Origin of the sequence: Klebsiella ornithinolytica, from assembly GCF_030505655.1 — a bacterium.
GTDB classification, from domain to species: Bacteria; Pseudomonadota; Gammaproteobacteria; order Enterobacterales; family Enterobacteriaceae; genus Klebsiella; species Klebsiella ornithinolytica.
Genome location: NZ_CP130153.1, coordinates 3730279 through 3748930, shown reverse-complemented (window position 1 = coordinate 3748930; position 18652 = coordinate 3730279). Strand labels below are relative to the sequence as shown.

The following is an 18652-nucleotide window of genomic DNA, read 5'->3' as shown; positions in this document are numbered from 1 at the left end:
CCTTACGCGCTCAGCAGCTGCTGCATATCTTCTTCGACGGTGGTCACTGAACGCAGACCGAACTTCTCATTGAGAATTGCCAGCAGGTCCGGCGTGAAGAAGCCTGGCGCGGTCGGGCCGGTCACGATGTTCTTCACCCCCAGCGAAAGCAGGGTCAGCAGAATAACAATCGCTTTTTGCTCAAACCAGGAGAGCACCAGAGAGAGCGGGAGATCGTTGACGCCGCAGCCCAGTTTCTCCGCCAGGGTGACCGCCAGAATAATCGCCGAGTAGGCGTCGTTGCACTGACCGGCATCGACCAGACGCGGCAGGCCTTCGATATCGCCGAAGTCCAGTTTGTTAAAGCGGTATTTACCGCAGGCCAGGGTCAGGATCAGGCAATCATCCGGGACGCTGGTGGCGAAATCGGTGAAGTAGTTACGTTCGCCGCGCGCACCGTCGCAGCCGCCGACCAGGAAGATATGGCGCAGTTTTTCACGGCTGACCAGGTCGATAAGGGTATCCGCGGCGCCCAACAGCGTCTGGCGACCGAAGCCGACGGTGATCAGGTGCGGAATTTCGCTGTACGGGAAGCCCGCCATCTGCTGTGCCTGAGCGATAACCGGAGCAAAATCATCCCCCTCGAGGTGATTGACGCCCGGCCAGCCGACAATGCTGCGGGTCCAGATACGGTCATCATAGGCGCCAACGGTCGGGTCGATAATGCAGTTCGAGGTCATCACGATAGGACCTGGGAAGCGGGCAAACTCTACCTGCTGATTTTGCCAGCCGCTGCCGTAGTTACCGATCAGATGTTTGAATTTACGCAGTTCCGGATAGCCGTGCGCCGGCAGCATTTCACCGTGGGTATAGACGTTGACGCCGGTGCCTTCGGTTTGTTGCAGCAGATTGTAGAGATCTTTCAGGTCGTGGCCGGAGATCAGGATGCACTTGCCTTCGGTCGCTTTGACGTTGACCTGAGTCGGGGTCGGGTGGCCATATTTAGTGGTTTCACCGGCATCCAGAATGCTCATCACTTTGAAGTTCATCTGGCCGATTTCCATCGAGCACTCCAGCAGCGCGTTCAGATCGGCGGGCCAGGTGCCTAACCAGGCCATGATTTTGTGGTACTGCGCATAGATGTCATTGTCATACTGACCGAGAACGTGCGCGTGCTCCATATAGGCTGCTGCACCTTTCAGGCCGTACAGACAGAGCAGACGTAGGCCGAGAATGTTCTCGCCAATAGCCGCTTTGTCTTTGTTGGGGGTAAAGTCCGCCGCCTGGCGCTGCAGATCGCCGAGATCGTCGCTCACCAGCTGCAGATTGGCCATCGGGTTATCGACGCTGGCGGTCGCATCAACGCTCAGGCACTGCGCTTTCAGCGCGTCGCGCATAGCAATCGCTTCACGCGCGTAGCCAACAATCCGCGGGGAGTCGAAGTTAACGTTGGTCAACGTGGAGAAAAATGCGCGCGGGGCAAAATTATCAACATCATGATTGATGATGCCATATTCACGGGCCTTTACCGCCCATGCAGACAGACCTTGTAGGGAAGCAATCAGCAGATCCTGGAGATCGGACGTTTCGGCCGTTTTACCGCACATACCCTGCGCGTAAGAGCAGCCGTTCCCTGCCGGGGTACGGATGGTTTGTTCACATTGCACACAAAACATGGTCACACCTTTTTTAAAGTTATATTTGAGATACATGTTTAAGGTTATGCCGGTAAAAGAAGGGAGAAAAGGTATTTCTGATACAATTTAAAGGGAGATTGATTTAGCGCAAATTTGGCCGCGGCGGGCTACCGCCACGGAGGTATAGATCGAGACCAGGACGATGCGCCCCCGGGACGCGGCGAATATCGTCGCCGGAGGCAGAGTGCGGGCGCTAAGTGCCTCAGGCCGAGAAGAGGGCGATCAGCACCGGCACCAGCAGGCTCAGAACAAAACCGTGGACGATAGCGGCAGGGACAATCTCGACGCCGCCGGAACGCTGTAAAACCGGCAGAGTAAAGTCCATTGAGGTGGCGCCGCATAGCCCTAATGCCGTGGAACGACTGCGGCGAACCAGGCCCGGGATCAACATGATGGCCAGCAGCTCGCGGGAAAGGTCGTTGAAGAATGCGGCGCTGCCGATGACCGGCCCAAAGGATTCCGTCATCAGGATCCCGGAGAGCGAATACCAGCCGAACCCGGAGGCCATGGCCAGACCGGTCTTCAGCGGCAGGTCGAGAATAAAGGCGTTAATCACGCCGCCGACTAATGAACTCACCGTGACGACCACCGCCACAATCATGCCGCGACGATTAAGGACTATTTGCCGTAAGGTCATTCCGTTATTCCGCAGCTGAATACCAATCAGGAACAGCAGGAAGATCAGCGTATATTCGCTCGCCTCGGTGGCATGCTGTAAAAATGACAAACCGCTCAGACCAATCAGGAAACCAATAAGCACCACGCCGCACAGCTGCAGGGATTCCATGGCCATTGCGACGCGCGAAGGTAATTTCTCCTGCCGGTGCTGGTGGCGCCACGGCATTTTCTGCTCGAGCCACATTAATGCGCCAATATTACACAGCAGAATAACAATCACGCTGACCACAGCATAATGAAGAATGGACAGCAGGTTGCTGGAGAGATTGTCGAGGAAGGCGAGACTAATCCCCATGAAAAAGAGGATCACGTAGACAATCCAGCTCAACAGTCGCGCAATAAGTTTTAGTGCTGAAGGGTGACGCAGAGGAATAAGGTAGCCGGCAACCAATGGCAGCAGAATGATTAATAATCCCGAAAACATGAACGATCTGGTCCTTGCAGAATGAGGTGAGCGCCACTGACACTACCCAAATCAGAGAACCGAGTAAAGCTGTGCCTGAAAAGAAAGGCCCGGCATTGCCAGGCCTTGCGTGAAACCAGATAAACGATTAATCGCGTTTTTCCAGCAGAGTACGATACAGCACGCCGCCGAGGATACCGCCGATAACAGGCATCACCCAGAATAACCACAGCTGCTGCAGCGCCCAACCCCCCTGGAAAATCGCCACGGCGGTGCTTCGTGCCGGGTTAACAGAGGTATTGGTGACCGGGATGCTGATCAGGTGAATTAAGGTCAGCGCCAGGCCAATCGCAATCGGCGCAAAACCGGCCGGTGCGTTTTTATCCGTTGCGCCATGAATCACCAGCAGGAAGCCGCAGGTCAGGACAATTTCAATCACAATGGCGGAGAGCATGGAGTAGCCGCCCGGCGAGTGTTCCCCGAAGCCGTTGGAAGCAAAGCCGCTGGCTGCGGCATCAAAGCCGGCTTTACCGCTGGCAACCACATACAGAACGGCAGCGGCAATAATACCGCCAACAACCTGGGCGATAATATAGCCAATAACGTCCTTCGCCGGGAAACGACCGCCGGCCCACAGACCTAAAGTCACCGCCGGGTTGAAGTGCCCGCCGGAAATATGACCGACGGCAAATGCCATGGTTAATACAGTTAAACCGAAGGCTAAAGCCACCCCGGCAAACCCAATTCCCAGTTCCGGGAAGGCTGCGGCAAGTACTGCGCTACCGCAGCCACCAAACACGAGCCAGAATGTACCAAAGCATTCCGCTGCTAATTTTCTGAACATAACCACCTCAAAAGAATAATGTTAATGGGCACAGACTTTTGTGCCGATCTTTATTTATCGACGTAAAGGATAACGATAAAAATAAAGCGACGCTATTTTATGGACGATCGTCATCCTGCGGCTAGCTAAATAACTAGATCTAATTTGATTTAGGGCAATGTGATCTTAATCCTTGCACCATTGGTGATTGCACAAAAGTGTAGAACAAAAATAATAAAAATAACCACTTTAGCGGATGAATTATTTCCAAAATAAATAGCACGGTTAATAATCATAACCTGGACATTATCATTCGTCGGCGCGAGGCCGCGTTTAGGCCGGTAGTGTCATGTTTACGCATGTATCGCTATACTGCTGATTATTGAAGGAGAAAGTGGTTACTGAGCGGAGGAGATATGCATCTTGAGCGGGTAGAAATCGTCGGTTTTCGCGGCATCAATCGTTTATCGCTGATGCTGGAGCAAAATAACGTTCTGATCGGCGAGAATGCATGGGGTAAATCCAGTCTGCTGGATGCGCTGACGCTACTGCTTTCGCCTGAATTTGAGCTCTATCACTTCGTGCGCGATGATTTCTGGTTTCCGCCGGGCGATGTCCAGGGACGTGAACATCATCTGCATATCATCTTGACCTTCCGCGAGAATGAGCCCGGCCATCATCGGGTGCGCCGTTTCCGTCCGCTGAGCGATTGCTGGGTACCCTGCGAGGATGGCTATCAGCGCATTTTTTATCGCCTGGAAGGCGAACTGACCGATGATAACAGCGTCATGACGCTGCGCAGCTTTATCAACAGTAAAGGCGAGGCGCTAACGCTGGACGATATTGACGAAATGGTGCGCCACCTGGTGCGGCTGATGCCGGTTCTGCGTCTGCGCGATGCGCGCTTTATGCGGCGCATTCATAATGATGCCGTTCCGCACTCGCCGCAGATTGAGATAACCGCTCGCCAGCTGGATTTTCTCTCCCGCGAGCTGGTGAGTCACCCGCAAAATTTAACCGATAGTCAGATACGCCAGGGGCTATCGGCTATGGTGCAGCTGCTGGAACACTATTTTGCCGAGCAGAGTAGCGCGCAATCTCGTCACCGCCTGATGCGTCGCCACTCGCATGACGAACAGCGCAGCTGGCGCTACCTGGATATTATCAACCGGATGATTGATAAGCCCGGCGGCCGCAGCCATCGGGTGATCCTGCTTGGTCTGTTTTCAACCCTGCTACAGGCAAAAGGGACGGTGAGGCTCGACCGCGATGCGCGGCCTCTGCTGCTGATTGAAGACCCGGAAACACGTCTGCATCCAATTATGCTGTCGGTCGCCTGGCATTTACTCAATTTGCTGCCGCTGCAACGCGTCACAACCACCAATTCCGGCGAGCTCCTGTCGTTGACGCCGGTGGAACAGGTCTGCCGGCTGGTGCGCGAATCCTCGCGCGTGTCGGCCTGGCGGCTTGGTCCTGGGGGAATGAATGCAGAAGACAGCCGGCGCATCGCTTTTCACATTCGGTTTAACCGCTCCTCCTCACTGTTTGCCCGCTGCTGGCTGCTGGTTGAAGGGGAGACTGAGACCTGGGTGATAAACGAACTGGCCCGGCAGTGTGGGCATCATTTTGATGCTGAAGGGGTCAAGGTCATTGAATTTGCTCAGTCGGGCCTGAAGCCGCTGATCAAGTTTGCCCGTCGGATGGGGATTCAATGGCACGTGCTGGTCGACGGCGATGAGGCGGGGAAAAAATATGCGGCGACGGTTCGTAGCCTGCTCAATGATGACCGCGATCTTGAACGCGATCACCTGACCACGCTTCCGGCGCTGGACATGGAACACTTTATGTATCGCCAGGGCTTTAACGATGTTTATCATCGGGTGGCGCAGCTACCGGCGAATGTGCCGATGAATATGCGACGGGTGATTACCAAGGCGATTCACCGCTCGTCAAAACCGGATCTGGCCATTGAGGTGGCGATGGAGGCCGGGCGCCGCGGCGTGGAGTCGGTGCCGACGCTGTTGAAGAAAATGTTCTCCCGCGTGCTGTGGCTGGCGCGCGGTCGCGCGGACTAAGTGTGGTGACAATAAGAATGATTCAAATTTAGCGTTATGTTTTTACCCGCTGCGGATAGAATCACCCCCTGGCTCTGCGAGTTAAAACATCAGGAATTTTTATGAAGCTCAATGGAAAACGCAGGAAAGTCTGGTGGCTGCTGGTCGTTGTCGTGCTGGCGCTGGCCTTCTGGGGATGGCGGATACTCAATGCACCGCTGCCGCAGTATCAGACATTAGTGGTGCGTAAAGGCGATTTACAGCAGAGCGTGCTGGCCACCGGCAAACTGGACGCGCTGCGCAAAGTCGATGTCGGGGCGCAGGTGAGCGGCCAGTTAAAAACGCTGCGCGTGAATATTGGCGACAAGGTTCAGAAAGATCAGCTGCTGGGGGTGATTGACCCCGAGCAGGCGCAAAACCAGATCAAAGAAGTCGACGCGACGCTGATGGAACTGCGCGCCCAGCTGAATCAGGCTCGCGCTGAACGCCAGCTTGCCGCGGTCACCCTGGCTCGCCAGCAGCAGCTGGCCCAACGTCAGCTGGTTTCCCGCCAGGAGCTGGATACGGCGGCTACGGATTTGGCGGTGAAAGAGGCGCAGATCGGCACCATCGAGGCGCAGATAAAGCGTAATCAGGCGACGCTGGATACCGCAAAAACCAACCTCGACTACACGCGGATTCTGGCACCGATGTCCGGTGAAGTGACGCAAATTACCACCCTGCAGGGGCAAACGGTGATTGCCGCCCAGCAGGCACCCAATATTCTGACCCTGGCCGATCTCAGTACGATGCTGGTCAAAGCTCAGGTATCTGAGGCGGACGTGATTCACCTTCGTCCGGGGCAAAAAGCCTGGTTTACCGTACTCGGCGACCCACTGACCCGCTACGAGGGGAGCCTGAAGGATATTTTACCCACCCCGGAAAAAGTCAACGACGCCATTTTCTATTATGCCCGCTTTGAAGTGCCGAATCCGCAGGGGATCCTGCGCCTGGAGATGACGGCCCAGGTGCATATCCAGATGGCGGAAGTAAAAAATGTCATCACCATCCCGCTCAGCGCGCTGGGCGATGCCATCGGCGATAACCGTTACCACGTTCGTCTGCTGCGCACCGGCGAGGTGAAAGAGCGCGAAGTGACTATCGGCGCGCGCAACGATACCGATGTGGCGGTGGTGAAAGGGCTGGAAGAAGGCGATGAGGTGATCGTCGGCGAAAGTCGTTCCGGGACGACAAAATGACGGCGTTGCTCGAACTGCGTGATATCCGCCGCAGCTACCTCTCCGGTGACGGCAGTGTTGAGGTGCTCAAGGGCGTGACGCTGAGCATTGCTGCTGGTGAAATGGTGGCGATTGTCGGGGCATCGGGTTCAGGAAAATCGACGCTGATGAATATTCTCGGCTGTCTCGATAAACCGACCAGCGGCAGCTACCGCGTTGCCGGAACCGATGTCTCCTCACTCAGCGGTGATGCGCTGGCCCGCCTGCGACGGGAACATTTTGGTTTTATTTTCCAGCGTTACCATCTGCTTTCGCACCTGACGGCAGCGCAGAACGTTGAAGTCCCGGCGGTGTATGCCGGGGCCGAGCGACGAGAACGCCTGGCCCGGGCGCATGATTTGCTGGTACGGCTTGGTCTGGGAGAGCGGGCGGAATATCAGCCTTCGCAGCTCTCCGGCGGCCAGCAGCAGCGGGTCAGTATCGCCCGCGCGCTGATGAACGGCGGGGAGGTGATTCTGGCCGATGAGCCGACCGGCGCCCTGGACAGCCGCTCGGGTGAAGAGGTCATGGCTATCCTGCATCAGCTGAAATCGCAGGGGCATACGGTGATTATCGTCACTCATGATCCGCAGGTGGCGGCACAGGCCGAGCGGATCATTGAGATCCACGATGGGGAAATTGTGCGTAACCCGCCGGCGAAAAGTCTGACCGGCGGCGGGGTAGCCCGGCCGTTGGGCGGTGAAGAGCCTTCCGCATGGCGCCAGTTTACCAGCGGCTTTCGTGAAGCGCTGGTCATGGCCTGGCGGGCGATGGCGGCCAATAAAATGCGCACCCTGTTGACCATGCTCGGCATCATTATTGGTATCGCATCGGTGGTGTCGATCGTGGTAGTGGGCGATGCGGCCAAACAGATGGTGCTGGCGGATATTCGCGCAATTGGCACCAACACCATCGATGTTTATCCCGGTAAAGATTTTGGCGATGACGACCCCCGCTATCAGCAGGCGCTGAAATATGACGATCTGCTGGCCATTCAAAAGCAGCCCTGGGTGAGTTCGGCGACGCCCGCGGTGTCAAAAAGCCTGCGCCTGCGTGCCGACAACATCGATGTTGCCGCCAGCGCGGAAGGGGTCGGGCCACAGTATTTTAATGTCTACGGCATGACCTTTAGCGAAGGCAATACGTTTAACGAGCTGCAGCTCAACAGTCGGGCGCAGGTGGTGGTGCTGGATAGCAATACGCGTCGCCAGCTGTTTCCGCACAAAACGCGGGTTGTCGGGGAGATAATCCTCGTCGGCAATATGCCGGCGACCATCGTCGGCGTCGCGGATGAGAAACAGTCGATGTTCGGCAGCAGTAAAATCCTGCGCGTCTGGCTGCCGTACACCACTATGGCCGGGAGAGTGATGGGGCAATCGTGGCTCAATTCGATTACCGTTCGCGTAAGGGAAGGGTATGACAGCGCCGCCGCCGAACAGCAGCTGTTGCGTTTACTTGAGCTGCGCCATGGCAAAAAAGATGTTTTTACCTGGAATATGGACAGCATCTTGAAAACGGCGGAACGGACCACACATACATTACAGCTGTTTCTGACTCTGGTCGCGGTGATTGCGCTGGTGGTGGGCGGTATCGGCGTCATGAATATCATGCTGGTGTCGGTGACCGAACGAACGCGTGAAATCGGGATTCGGATGGCGGTCGGGGCGCGGGCCAGCGACGTACTGCAGCAGTTTCTGATTGAGGCTGTTTTAGTCTGTCTGGTCGGCGGCGCGCTGGGCGTGACGTTATCGCTGATGATCGCGGTGGTTCTGCAGCTGTTTTTACCCGGCTGGGAGATCGGTTTTTCTCCGCTGGCGCTGCTGACGGCGTTTTTGTGCTCGACGCTAACCGGCGTACTGTTCGGGTGGCTGCCGGCGCGAAATGCCGCGCGCCTCGATCCGGTGGATGCGCTGGCCCGCGAGTAGAAACAAAAAAATGCCAGTCAGAAGGACTGGCATTTTACTGGCAGGATGTACACAATGAAGCAAAAGAGTTATGCAGCCGCTTCTGCTTCCACAGGAACAATCACACTGGCGTGATTGCCTTTCGGCCCCTGGTGAACATCAAACCGAACGGCTTGTCCGGCTTTTAGCGTTCTGTAACCATCCATCTGGATGGTGGAGTAATGGGCGAAAATGTCTTCGCCGCCGCCCTCAGGGCAAATAAAGCCGAACCCTTTGGCATTGTTGAACCACTTAACAGTACCCATTTCCATACTTCGACATCCTTCGTAAATCTTTATTAGTAAGATGGAATGAACCGGTGGTGGAGTGACGAGTTGTTCAAATGCTCGCCAACTCTCGCTAGTACAATTTAGAGAAATAAGGAAATGCGTCAAGCAATTGACGGTAGTGGGAGGCGAAAAATGCGTCAAAATTTGAAGCAGTTAACGCTATTGCCGGGGAATGTGACAGACATCGCGGATGGAAGTAATAGATGATAGTTATCTATGATCTATTGTAGATTTGCGATGTGCATAGCCTCTGGTCATCGACAGGCCGCCGCCTGTTGGCAACAGCAACCGATGATGAATACTGACGATGAGTAAGAGAGATTGGCTGGACTTCGATCAGCTGGTAGAAGACGAAGTTCGTAATGAGCTTAAACCACCATCTATGTATAAAGTGATATTGCTCAATGATGACTACACTCCAATGGAGTTTGTTATTGACGTGTTACAAAAATTCTTTTCTTATGATGTAGAACGTGCAACGCAACTGATGCTGACGGTTCACTATCAAGGTAAAGCGATTTGTGGTGTATTTACCGCAGAAGTGGCGGAGACCAAAGTCGCGATGGTGAATGAATACGCGAAGGAGAACGAGCATCCATTGCTGTGTACGCTAGAGAAAGCCTGAAGACAGGCGTGAAAATTGGGGGAGGTGCCTATGCTCAATCAAGAACTGGAACTCAGTTTAAACATGGCTTTCGCCAGAGCGCGCGAGCACCGTCATGAGTTCATGACCGTCGAGCACTTGCTGCTGGCGCTGCTCAGCAACCCCTCGGCCCGCGAGGCGCTTGAAGCGTGTTCCGTGGACCTGGTGGCGCTGCGTCAGGAACTTGAAGCCTTCATCGAACAGACCACACCCGTTCTGCCCGCCACGGAAGAAGAGCGTGACACCCAGCCTACGCTGAGTTTTCAGCGCGTGCTGCAGCGTGCCGTCTTCCATGTACAATCCTCTGGCCGCAGCGAAGTAACCGGCGCTAACGTTCTGGTCGCGATTTTCAGCGAGCAGGAGTCACAGGCGGCCTATCTGCTGCGTAAACATGAAGTGAGCCGTCTTGACGTCGTCAACTTCATCTCTCACGGTACACGCAAAGACGAGCCGAGCCAGTCTTCCGATAACAGCGGAAGCCAGCCCAGCAATGAAGAGCAAGCAGGCGGGGAGGATCGTATGGAAAACTTCACCACCAATCTTAATCAGCTTGCTCGCGTCGGCGGGATCGATCCGCTGATCGGCCGCGACAAAGAGTTGGAGCGCGCGATTCAGGTGCTGTGCCGCCGCCGTAAAAATAACCCGCTGCTGGTGGGGGAGTCCGGCGTGGGTAAGACCGCGATCGCCGAGGGCCTGGCCTGGCGGATCGTTCAGGGCGACGTGCCGGAAATCATGGCCGATTGCACCATCTACTCGCTGGATATTGGCTCCCTGCTGGCGGGCACAAAATATCGCGGTGATTTTGAAAAACGCTTCAAAGCGCTGCTTAAACAGCTTGAGCAGGATACCAACAGTATTCTGTTTATTGATGAAATCCACACCATTATCGGTGCGGGCGCGGCGTCAGGCGGCCAGGTCGATGCCGCTAATCTGATTAAACCGCTGCTCTCCAGCGGTAAGATTCGGGTGATGGGTTCCACAACCTACCAGGAATTCAGCAATATCTTCGAAAAAGACCGGGCGCTGGCTCGTCGCTTCCAGAAGATAGATATTACCGAACCTTCCGTGGAAGAGACGGTGCAGATTATCAACGGCCTGAAGCCGAAGTACGAAGCGCACCACGATGTGCGCTATACCGCGAAAGCGGTGCGTGCGGCGGTGGAGCTGGCGGTGAAATACATTAACGATCGCCATCTGCCGGATAAGGCCATTGACGTCATTGATGAAGCCGGGGCGCGGGCGCGGTTAATGCCGGCCAGCAAACGGAAGAAAACCGTCAATGTCGCCGATATCGAGTCCGTGGTGGCGCGTATCGCCCGTATTCCTGAGAAGAGCGTCTCGCAGAGCGATCGCGATACGCTGAAAAATCTCGGCGACCGCCTGAAAATGCTGGTCTTTGGTCAGGGCAAAGCGATCGAAGCGTTAACCGAAGCGATCAAGATGGCGCGCGCGGGCCTCGGTCACGAGCACAAGCCTGTCGGGTCTTTCCTCTTCGCCGGGCCGACCGGAGTCGGGAAAACCGAGGTCACCGTGCAGCTGGCGAAAGCGCTGGGCATTGAGCTGCTGCGTTTTGATATGTCCGAATATATGGAACGTCATACCGTCAGCCGCTTAATTGGTGCGCCTCCGGGATACGTCGGTTTCGATCAGGGCGGGCTGCTGACCGATGCGGTGATTAAACATCCGCATGCGGTACTGCTGCTTGATGAGATCGAAAAAGCGCATCCGGACGTCTTTAACCTGCTGCTGCAGGTGATGGATAACGGTACGCTGACCGACAATAACGGCCGCAAGGCGGACTTCCGCAATGTGGTGCTGGTGATGACGACCAACGCCGGCGTGCGTGAGACCGAGCGTAAATCGATTGGTCTTATCCAGCAGGATAACAGCCCGGATGCGATGGATGAGATCAAGAAGATCTTTACCCCGGAATTCCGCAACCGTCTCGACAACATTATCTGGTTCGATCATCTGTCCACGACGGTGATCCATCAGGTGGTGGATAAGTTTATCGTCGAGCTGCAGGTTCAACTGGATCAGAAAGGCGTCTCGCTGGAAGTGAGCCAGGAAGCGCGTGACTGGCTGGCAGAAAAAGGCTACGACCGGGCAATGGGCGCACGTCCGATGGCGCGCGTGATTCAGGATAACCTGAAGAAACCGCTGGCTAACGAACTGCTGTTTGGTTCACTGGTGGACGGCGGACAGGTCACCGTTGCGCTGGATAAAGAGAAGGGCGCGTTGACCTATGACTTCCAGAGCGCGCAGAAGCACAAACCAGAAACGGCACATTAATGCCGCTCTGTGATAGCAAAAACCGGCCTGCGGGCCGGTTTTTTTATGCCGCTTTTAGCCGGCTGCAGATATGAAAAGACCGGGAATTATCCCGGCCTTCAGCATCTGACGCCACGAGGGCGGAAAACTATCAGCGACTACGGAAGACAATGCGGCCTTTGCTCAGGTCGTACGGGGTCAGCTCAACAGTCACTTTGTCGCCCGTCAGAATGCGGATGTAGTTTTTACGCATTTTACCGGAAATATGCGCAGTTACCACGTGACCGTTTTCCAGTTCTACGCGGAACATTGTGTTAGGCAACGTGTCAAGTACGGTGCCCTGCATTTCAATATTGTCTTCTTTGGCCATCTAGTCCTCTGGGGTATCACTACCGTAGTTTTGAACCGGCAAGATAATGCCGAAGTTCAGCGAGTAAGTAAAGGTTTACGTTTGTGCACTTTATCTTTCAGGCTGCCTTCGCTCACTCGGTTACATAGTTATTGACGCAGCCAGGCGCTTTGCGGTGCTACCTGAAGCATCCAAAATTATTAAGGGTAAAATCATTGAAGTAGTTTTGGCGCATTGCCCGGAATTCACACGGATAAGCCGCATGACAGGCGCAAACGTAAAGGGGAGCGACAGAACGATGGGCGTTATCTGACTCTTATTATTCCCAAACGGCGGCGGGGCAACAGGCAGAAGCTACTCTACTGCGCAATTATACCATCACGGTAAAAAATGTGCTGAAAACATTTACACATTGCCGGTAAATAGCACCCTGGGCACCCAGAATCTTTCCGGCAGGCGACGGGTGCGCAATACCGACAGCGCATCAAGATAATCGCGGCGGGGGATTTCGACGGCGCCCAGCGATGCCGTGTGCTTATTCAGAACCTGGCAATCTATTAATTTCCCGCCGTCGCGGATAAACGCCTGGCAGAATATCAGCAAGGCCGTTTTCGACGCATTTTCCGCGCGGCTGAACATGGACTCGCCGCAAAACAGCGCGCCTTGCGCTACGCCATACATTCCTCCCACCAGGGTCTCGCCTTGCCACACTTCAATCGAGTGCGCATGGCCAAGCTCATGCAGCTGGTGATAGGCCTTGACGATGCTGGAGGTGATCCATGTCCCTTCATCGCGATTGTCGGCACAACCTTCAATCACCTGACCAAACGCGTGGTTCAGCGTGACGCGATAGGGCGATCGCTGATGAAAACGCTTCATGCTGCGGCTGAGATGGAACTGCCCGGGCCACAACACCGCCCGCGGATCGGGGGACCACCATAAAATCGGATCGCCAGGAGAAAACCAGGGAAAAATTCCGTGCTGATAGGCCATAAGCAGACGCGACGGACTGAGATCGCCGCCGAGCGCCAGCAGGCCATTGGGTTCGCGTAACGCTCCCTCCGGGGAAGGGAAGGCAATGGACTGACGGGAGAGCTGAACCAGACGCATTTTAACCTCAATACGCACCAGGCAATTGTTCAATATATTCGCTGTTATTCAAGCGGACGGTCCGTCGCCATGCTGGCAAAGCCAGGACGCAGCGGACCGCTCTTTTCAGCACGCCTGAAACTCATTGAGTATATACGCAAAACGGCGTGAAACAGCCGGACTACAGACGCTGCTTAAACTGGTAGTAACGCCCCTGTTCAGCCAGCAGTTCCGCGTGACTACCTTGCTCAATAATCTTGCCGTTGTCCATGACAATTATCCGATTAAACCGCGCCAGTCCGCGCAGGCGGTGAGTCACCATCAGCACGGTTTTTTCGCGCATCACTTCAGCCAGTAAATCGAGGATCTGGCTCTCTGTCGTCGCATCAAGGCCTTCGGTCGGCTCATCGAGTAACATCAGCGGCGCATCGTGCAGCAGCGCACGGGCAATGGCCAGTCTGCGCAGTTCACCGCCGGAAAGCTGGCGGCCGCCTTCGCCCAGCCAGGCGTTGAGACCGCTATCTTCCAGTAATTTTTCCAGCCCGACACGTTCCAGGGCTTTCATCAGCTGGATATCGCTGGCGCCGGGGGCGGCCAGCGACAGGTTATCGCGCAGCGTGGCGCTGAACAGATGCACACGTTGGGGGACGACGCTCATCGCCTGACGCAAAGTGGCTTCGTTGAGGTGAGTTAACGGCTGGTCGTTGAGTAAAATCTCGCCATTCGCCGGATCCCAGGCGCGGGTCAGAAGCTGCAGCAGCGTAGATTTACCGCAGCCGGTGCGGCCAAGAATGGCAATATGCTCTCCTGCGCCGACCTGCAATGAGATATTTTCCAGCGCCGGAGAAGGCTGCTGCGGATAGCTGAAGGTGACCTGGTTCAACGTCAATGAGATCTGCCCGAACGCCTGCCCCTCGCCGGCGGCGAAAGTGACCTCCGGCTGTTGCCTGGTAATCTGCGTAATTCGGCGGGCGGAAGCAATGACCTGTCCGAGATGCTGAAAGGCGCCGGTAACCGGCGCCAGCGCTTCAAATGCCGCCAGCGCGCAGAAGACAAAAAGGGCGATCAGCGCGCCGGGCTGGCTGTTGCCGCCTACGCCAGCAGAGGTGAGCCACAGCATAGCAACCACGGCAACACCACCAATCAGCAGCATCAGCGCCTGCGACAGCGCAGTCAGCTCTGCCTGACGACGCTGGGCATCCTGCCAGCGCTGCTCGGTTTTCTCCAGCTGCTTGCGGTAGCGGTCGCTGGCGCTGAACAGCATCAGTTCAGCCTGTCCTTGCAGCCAGGCGGTTAGCTGTTGCCGGTACTGCCCGCGCATTTGCGTGATGCTCTCACCGGCGGGTTTCCCGGCGCGATAAAACAGCGGCGGCAGGACCAGCAGGGTCACCAGCATAATACCGCCTAGCGTCAGCGCCAGCGTGACATCGAGAATGCTTAAGCCTGCGGTGACCACCACAATGACAACCAGTGCGCCGATCAGCGGCGAGATGACCCGCAGGTAGAGATGATCCAGGGTGTCGACGTCGGCGACCACCCGGTTGAGGAGTTCACCTTGACGAAAACGCGCCAGCCCGGCAGGGGAGAGGGGGAGCAGCTTACTGAAGGTAAACACCCGCAGATGCTGTAACACGCGGAAAGTGGCGTCATGGCTGACCAGACGTTCGAAATAGCGACCGGCGGTACGGATAATCGCCGCCCCGCGAACGCCGGCTGCCGGCAGCATATAGTTGAAACTGTAAATACCGGCGACGCCAACGACGGCAGAAGCGGATAAAAACCAGCCTGATAGCGTCAGCAGGCCGATACTGGCCAGCAGGGTGACGATAGCCAGTACCACGCCGAGAGTCAGCAGCCAGATATGCCGTTTGTACAACGCCAGATAAGGTAATAGTGCGCGCATTTAAATCTCCTCCTGCCGGTGGGCCAACAGGGCGGCAAAAGGCCCGTTTGCCATAGCCAACTGGCTATAGGTCCCTTGTTCGACGATCTGACCATCCTGCATCACCCAGATGGCATCCCAGTCGGCGATACCTTCCAGCTGGTGGGTCACCATCAGCGTTGTTTGCTGCGAAGAGGCATTAAAGAGCGCCTGCATGACCCGCTGTTCGCTATGCGCATCAAGGCTGGCGGCCGGCTCATCCAACAACAACAGCCGGCACGGTACCAGCAGCGCCCGCGCTACGGCGATACGCTGCGCCTGCCCGACGGACAGACGACCCGCCTGATCGCCGACCGGCGTATTAATCCCTTGCGGCAGTTGGGAGATGAATTCGCTCACCCAGGCCTTATCCAGCGCGAGCTGAAGCTGTGCTTCGCTGGCTTCCGGCCAGGCCAGCAGAACGTTTTCGCGTAGCGTGGCGGCCGGTAGCTGCGGGTTCTGCCCCACCCAGCTGAGCAGACGATGCCAGCGGCTGACGTCAAGATCGCGCAGTTCAACGCCGTTGACCAACAGCGAGCCGTCGTAGGGGAGAAAACCGGTCAATGCATTCAAAAGCGAACTTTTGCCGGAGCCGCTCTGCCCGACCAGCACGACGCGTTTACCGGCCGGGAGCGTAAAGTTCAGCGGCCCCGCCAGGACTTTGCCTTCCGGCGATTTGATAACCGCATCGCGCGCTTCGAGACTAATCAATTCGTTGTCGCTGAGGATCTTCTCGCCGCGAGTTTCCTGCGCCAGCGGCTTTTCCATAAACGTTTTCAGACTATCCGCAGCACCGATGGCCTGAGCTTTGGCATGGTAAAAGGTGCCTAAATCACGCAGCGGCTGGAAAAATTCCGGCGCCAGGATCAGGGCCAGGAAACCTGACATCAGGGTGACGCCCACGCCATAGTGGCCAAAGTTGAGCTCGCCGAGATAGGAGAAACCGAAGTAAACCGCGACCAGAGCAATGGAGAGCGAGGTGAAAAACTCCAGTACGCCGGAGGAGAGAAAGGCGAGGCGCAACACTTCCATCGTCCGCTGGCGGAAATCCTGGGAAGCATGGCGAATATTGTCCGTCTCCGCTTCGCCACGGTGAAAGAGGCGCAGCGTTTCCATCCCGCGCAGGCGGTCGAGAAAGTGGCCGCTCAGGCGAGCGAGCGCCAGGAAGTTGCGGCGATTGGCCTCCGCCGCGCCCATGCCGACCAGCGCCATAAACAGCGGGATCAGCGGGGCAGTGCCGAGAAGAATCAGCGCCGCCGCCCAGTTTATCGGGAAAATGGTGATCACAATCAGCAGCGGGACGCTGGCGGCGAGGGTCATCTGCGGGAGATAACGCGCGTAGTAGTCGTGCATATCGTCAATTTGTTCAAGTACCAGCGTCGCCCAGCTTCCGGCGGGTTTCCCCTGAATCCACGCAGGGCCGGCCTGCTGCAGGCGATCGAGCACCTGGCGGCGGATTTCATAGCGAATATGCTGCCCGGCATAGAAACCTACCCGCTCGCGTAGCCATACCACCCAGGCACGCAGAACAAAAATCAGCACCAGGACGATAAACGGCAATACCAGCGCCGTCGCCGGAATACTCTCCATAATCATGCGATGAAGGATCCGCGCCAGCAGCCAGGCCTGACCGACGATCAGCAGGCCGCTAATGACGCCCAGCGCGCGGGAAATCATCAACCAGCGACGGGAGAGAATGCTTTGCTCTTTTAACCAGCGTGTTAACTCTTGTTGACGGGTTTTATTCATTGCGCACTTAGCAGGTGTAGTTATGAGGTTTTTAGGCCACGCAATGTTACAACGAGGAAAAAATAAAGGCGACTTTTCGTCGCCTTCTTTACCTTTGTTACTGACTTGTAAAGATTATTTGCACGCGTCAGCTAAACCATCAAGATAACGTTCAGCATCCAGCGCCGCCATACAGCCGGTACCGGCAGAGGTGATGGCCTGGCGATAGATATGGTCCATCACATCACCCGCGGCGAATACGCCCGGAATGCTGGTCTGGGTGGCATTGCCGTGGATCCCGGACTGCACTTTGATATAGCCGTTTTCCAGCGCCAGCTGGCCTTCGAAAATGGCCGTGTTGGGGCTGTGGCCAATCGCGACAAACAGACCCGCGACCTCCAGAGACTCGACATTGTCGGCATTCTGCGTATCACGCAGACGCAGACCGCTGACGCCCATCTGGTCGCCCGTCACTTCTTCCAGCGTGCGATGGGTATGCAGCACGATATTACCGTTGGCCACTTTGTCCATCAGACGATTAATCAGGATTTTTTCCGCGCGGAAGGTATCACGGCGGTGAATCAGGTGGACTTCGGACGCGATGTTAGAGAGGTACAGGGCTTCTTCCACCGCGGTATTGCCGCCGCCAATGACGGCCACTTTCTGGTTGCGATAGAAGAATCCGTCGCAGGTTGCGCAGGCGGATACGCCGCGTCCTTTGAACGCTTCTTCTGACGGTAGCCCCAGATAGCGTGCTGAAGCGCCGGTGGCGATAATCAGCGCGTCACAGGTGTACTCGCCGCTGTCGCCGACCAGGCGGAAAGGACGGTTTTGCAGATCGACGCTATTGATATGGTCGAAAATAATTTCGGTATCAAATTTCGTCGCATGTTCGTGCATACGTTCCATCAGCAGCGGCCCGGTCAGATCGTTGGGATCGCCCGGCCAGTTTTCCACTTCCGTGGTGGTGGTCAGCTGACCGCCTTTTTCCATGCCGGTAATCAGTACCGGCTGCAGGTTTGCGCGCGCGGCGTAGACTGCAGCGGTATATCCCGCAGGTCCAGAACCAAGAATAAGCAGTTTACTGTGTTTGGTCGTGCCCATGAGATCCCCATAATTTATTGGCATACATTGGGCTGGATTGTAGGGAATTTGTTGTCGTAAAAAAAGAGCGCAGCAGTTTTGTTAACGATATGTGCAATAGAGGCCGCCAATGAACTGGCGATTTTACGTGCGAAGAATATAACTAATTCTACTGTCGGCAGGACAATTATAAGAGGAAAACATGAGAATCACCGGGGGTGGATAATGAATATCTGGCATCTTGTACTAAAAATCGATGTTTTGCTTTGACAATCCCCTGTGCTTTTGCGAAAACATTCATGGAAGACAAAAAGCAGTGTTTCGCGTGCGGCGAATTTTCATGCACGCAAATGCCATTTTTATCCGGGTTAGCGAAATCTACGCATGGTGTGGACAGACGCCATGCGTGATGTCGGTGGCTGCCGTCAGGCAACGGGCTTCTCAC

The 18652-nt window shown here is 55.9% G+C and carries 14 protein-coding genes; 5 read left to right on the top strand and 9 right to left on the bottom strand.

From position 1 onward, the window contains the following. Positions 1–2 precede the first annotated feature (2 nt). The 3 genes from hcp to aqpZ form a co-directional block, all read right to left on the bottom strand. Positions 3–1655 (bottom strand): hydroxylamine reductase, encoded by a 1653-nt coding sequence (gene hcp, locus Q1L34_RS17900; protein ID WP_015584806.1) that lies wholly within the window; start codon positions 1653–1655, stop codon positions 3–5. Positions 1656–1878: 223 nt separating this feature from the next. Further along, on the bottom strand, positions 1879–2778 hold the full coding sequence (locus Q1L34_RS17895) for a LysO family transporter (RefSeq protein ID WP_086816961.1): 900 nt from the start codon (positions 2776–2778) through the stop codon (positions 1879–1881). A gap of 127 nt (positions 2779–2905) precedes the next feature. Next, the gene (gene aqpZ / locus Q1L34_RS17890; RefSeq protein WP_004860006.1) at positions 2906–3601 is read right to left on the bottom strand and encodes an aquaporin Z; all 696 of its coding nucleotides are present in this window, start codon (positions 3599–3601) and stop codon (positions 2906–2908) included. 395 nt (positions 3602–3996) lie between these two features. On the opposite strand from aqpZ, the gene Q1L34_RS17885 reads away from it, so the two are divergent. The 3 genes from Q1L34_RS17885 to macB all read left to right on the top strand — a co-directional run bounded on the left by Q1L34_RS17885 (position 3997) and on the right by macB (position 8815). Further along, positions 3997–5655, top strand: a complete 1659-nt coding sequence (locus Q1L34_RS17885) for an ATP-dependent endonuclease (RefSeq protein ID WP_004860008.1) — start codon at positions 3997–3999, stop codon at positions 5653–5655. Between the two features lie 101 nt (positions 5656–5756). Continuing rightward, positions 5757–6872 (top strand): macrolide transporter subunit MacA, encoded by a 1116-nt coding sequence (gene macA, locus Q1L34_RS17880; RefSeq protein ID WP_032716971.1) that lies wholly within the window; start codon positions 5757–5759, stop codon positions 6870–6872. Beyond that, positions 6869–8815 (top strand): macrolide ABC transporter ATP-binding protein/permease MacB, encoded by a 1947-nt coding sequence (gene macB, locus Q1L34_RS17875; RefSeq protein WP_015584805.1) that lies wholly within the window; start codon positions 6869–6871, stop codon positions 8813–8815. The genes macA and macB overlap by 4 nt, the downstream gene beginning before the upstream one ends. Positions 8816–8883: 68 nt before the next feature. Here macB and cspD read toward each other — a convergent pair whose 3' ends face one another. Beyond that, positions 8884–9105: a cold shock-like protein CspD gene (cspD, locus tag Q1L34_RS17870; protein WP_004860015.1), complete on the bottom strand. Its 222-nt coding sequence runs from the start codon at positions 9103–9105 to the stop codon at positions 8884–8886. A gap of 325 nt (positions 9106–9430) precedes the next feature. On the opposite strand from cspD, the gene clpS reads away from it, so the two are divergent. Together clpS and clpA are read left to right on the top strand one after the other, a co-directional pair. Continuing rightward, a complete protein-coding gene (gene clpS / locus Q1L34_RS17865) occupies positions 9431–9748 on the top strand; it encodes an ATP-dependent Clp protease adapter ClpS (RefSeq protein ID WP_004860017.1) in 318 nt (105 codons plus the stop codon). 30 nt (positions 9749–9778) lie between these two features. Next, positions 9779–12058: an ATP-dependent Clp protease ATP-binding subunit ClpA gene (clpA, locus tag Q1L34_RS17860; RefSeq protein ID WP_004860019.1), complete on the top strand. Its 2280-nt coding sequence runs from the start codon at positions 9779–9781 to the stop codon at positions 12056–12058. Positions 12059–12188: 130 nt separating this feature from the next. Here the strand turns inward: clpA and infA are convergent, their stop codons facing one another. The 5 genes from infA to trxB all read right to left on the bottom strand — a co-directional run bounded on the left by infA (position 12189) and on the right by trxB (position 18228). After that, positions 12189–12407 carry a translation initiation factor IF-1 gene (infA, locus tag Q1L34_RS17855; protein WP_002211347.1) on the bottom strand — a complete coding sequence of 73 codons (219 nt, stop codon included), beginning with the start codon at positions 12405–12407 and terminating at the stop codon, positions 12189–12191. Positions 12408–12791: 384 nt separating this feature from the next. After that, the gene (gene aat, locus Q1L34_RS17850; protein WP_004860021.1) at positions 12792–13496 is read right to left on the bottom strand and encodes a leucyl/phenylalanyl-tRNA--protein transferase; all 705 of its coding nucleotides are present in this window, start codon (positions 13494–13496) and stop codon (positions 12792–12794) included. A 160-nt stretch (positions 13497–13656) separates the two neighbouring features. Next, the gene (cydC, locus tag Q1L34_RS17845) at positions 13657–15378 is read right to left on the bottom strand and encodes a heme ABC transporter ATP-binding protein/permease CydC (protein ID WP_327204222.1); all 1722 of its coding nucleotides are present in this window, start codon (positions 15376–15378) and stop codon (positions 13657–13659) included. Then, entirely contained in the window at positions 15379–17145 is a 1767-nt protein-coding gene (gene cydD / locus Q1L34_RS17840) for a heme ABC transporter permease/ATP-binding protein CydD (RefSeq protein ID WP_004860027.1), read from the bottom strand. A 114-nt stretch (positions 17146–17259) separates the two neighbouring features. Then, positions 17260–18228: a thioredoxin-disulfide reductase gene (gene trxB, locus Q1L34_RS17835; RefSeq protein WP_004860029.1), complete on the bottom strand. Its 969-nt coding sequence runs from the start codon at positions 18226–18228 to the stop codon at positions 17260–17262. Positions 18229–18652: the final 424 nt, after the last annotated feature.

Excerpts from the sequence above, each read along its gene's own strand:
- cspD (WP_004860015.1), bottom strand. The coding sequence starts at position 9,105 with ATGGAAATGGGTACTGTTAAGTGGTTCAACAATGCCAAAGGGTTCGGC.
- trxB (WP_004860029.1), bottom strand. The coding sequence starts at position 18,228 with ATGGGCACGACCAAACACAGTAAACTGCTTATTCTTGGTTCTGGACCT.
- aqpZ (WP_004860006.1), bottom strand. The coding sequence starts at position 3,601 with ATGTTCAGAAAATTAGCAGCGGAATGCTTTGGTACATTCTGGCTCGTG.
- hcp (WP_015584806.1), bottom strand. The coding sequence starts at position 1,655 with ATGTTTTGTGTGCAATGTGAACAAACCATCCGTACCCCGGCAGGGAAC.
- aat (WP_004860021.1), bottom strand. The coding sequence starts at position 13,496 with ATGCGTCTGGTTCAGCTCTCCCGTCAGTCCATTGCCTTCCCTTCCCCG.
- cydC (WP_327204222.1), bottom strand. The coding sequence starts at position 15,378 with ATGCGCGCACTATTACCTTATCTGGCGTTGTACAAACGGCATATCTGG.
- macA (WP_032716971.1), top strand. The coding sequence starts at position 5,757 with ATGAAGCTCAATGGAAAACGCAGGAAAGTCTGGTGGCTGCTGGTCGTT.
- Q1L34_RS17885 (WP_004860008.1), top strand. The coding sequence starts at position 3,997 with ATGCATCTTGAGCGGGTAGAAATCGTCGGTTTTCGCGGCATCAATCGT.
- infA (WP_002211347.1), bottom strand. The coding sequence starts at position 12,407 with ATGGCCAAAGAAGACAATATTGAAATGCAGGGCACCGTACTTGACACG.
- clpA (WP_004860019.1), top strand. The coding sequence starts at position 9,779 with ATGCTCAATCAAGAACTGGAACTCAGTTTAAACATGGCTTTCGCCAGA.
- cydD (WP_004860027.1), bottom strand. The coding sequence starts at position 17,145 with ATGAATAAAACCCGTCAACAAGAGTTAACACGCTGGTTAAAAGAGCAA.
- clpS (WP_004860017.1), top strand. The coding sequence starts at position 9,431 with ATGAGTAAGAGAGATTGGCTGGACTTCGATCAGCTGGTAGAAGACGAA.
- Q1L34_RS17895 (WP_086816961.1), bottom strand. The coding sequence starts at position 2,778 with ATGTTTTCGGGATTATTAATCATTCTGCTGCCATTGGTTGCCGGCTAC.
- macB (WP_015584805.1), top strand. The coding sequence starts at position 6,869 with ATGACGGCGTTGCTCGAACTGCGTGATATCCGCCGCAGCTACCTCTCC.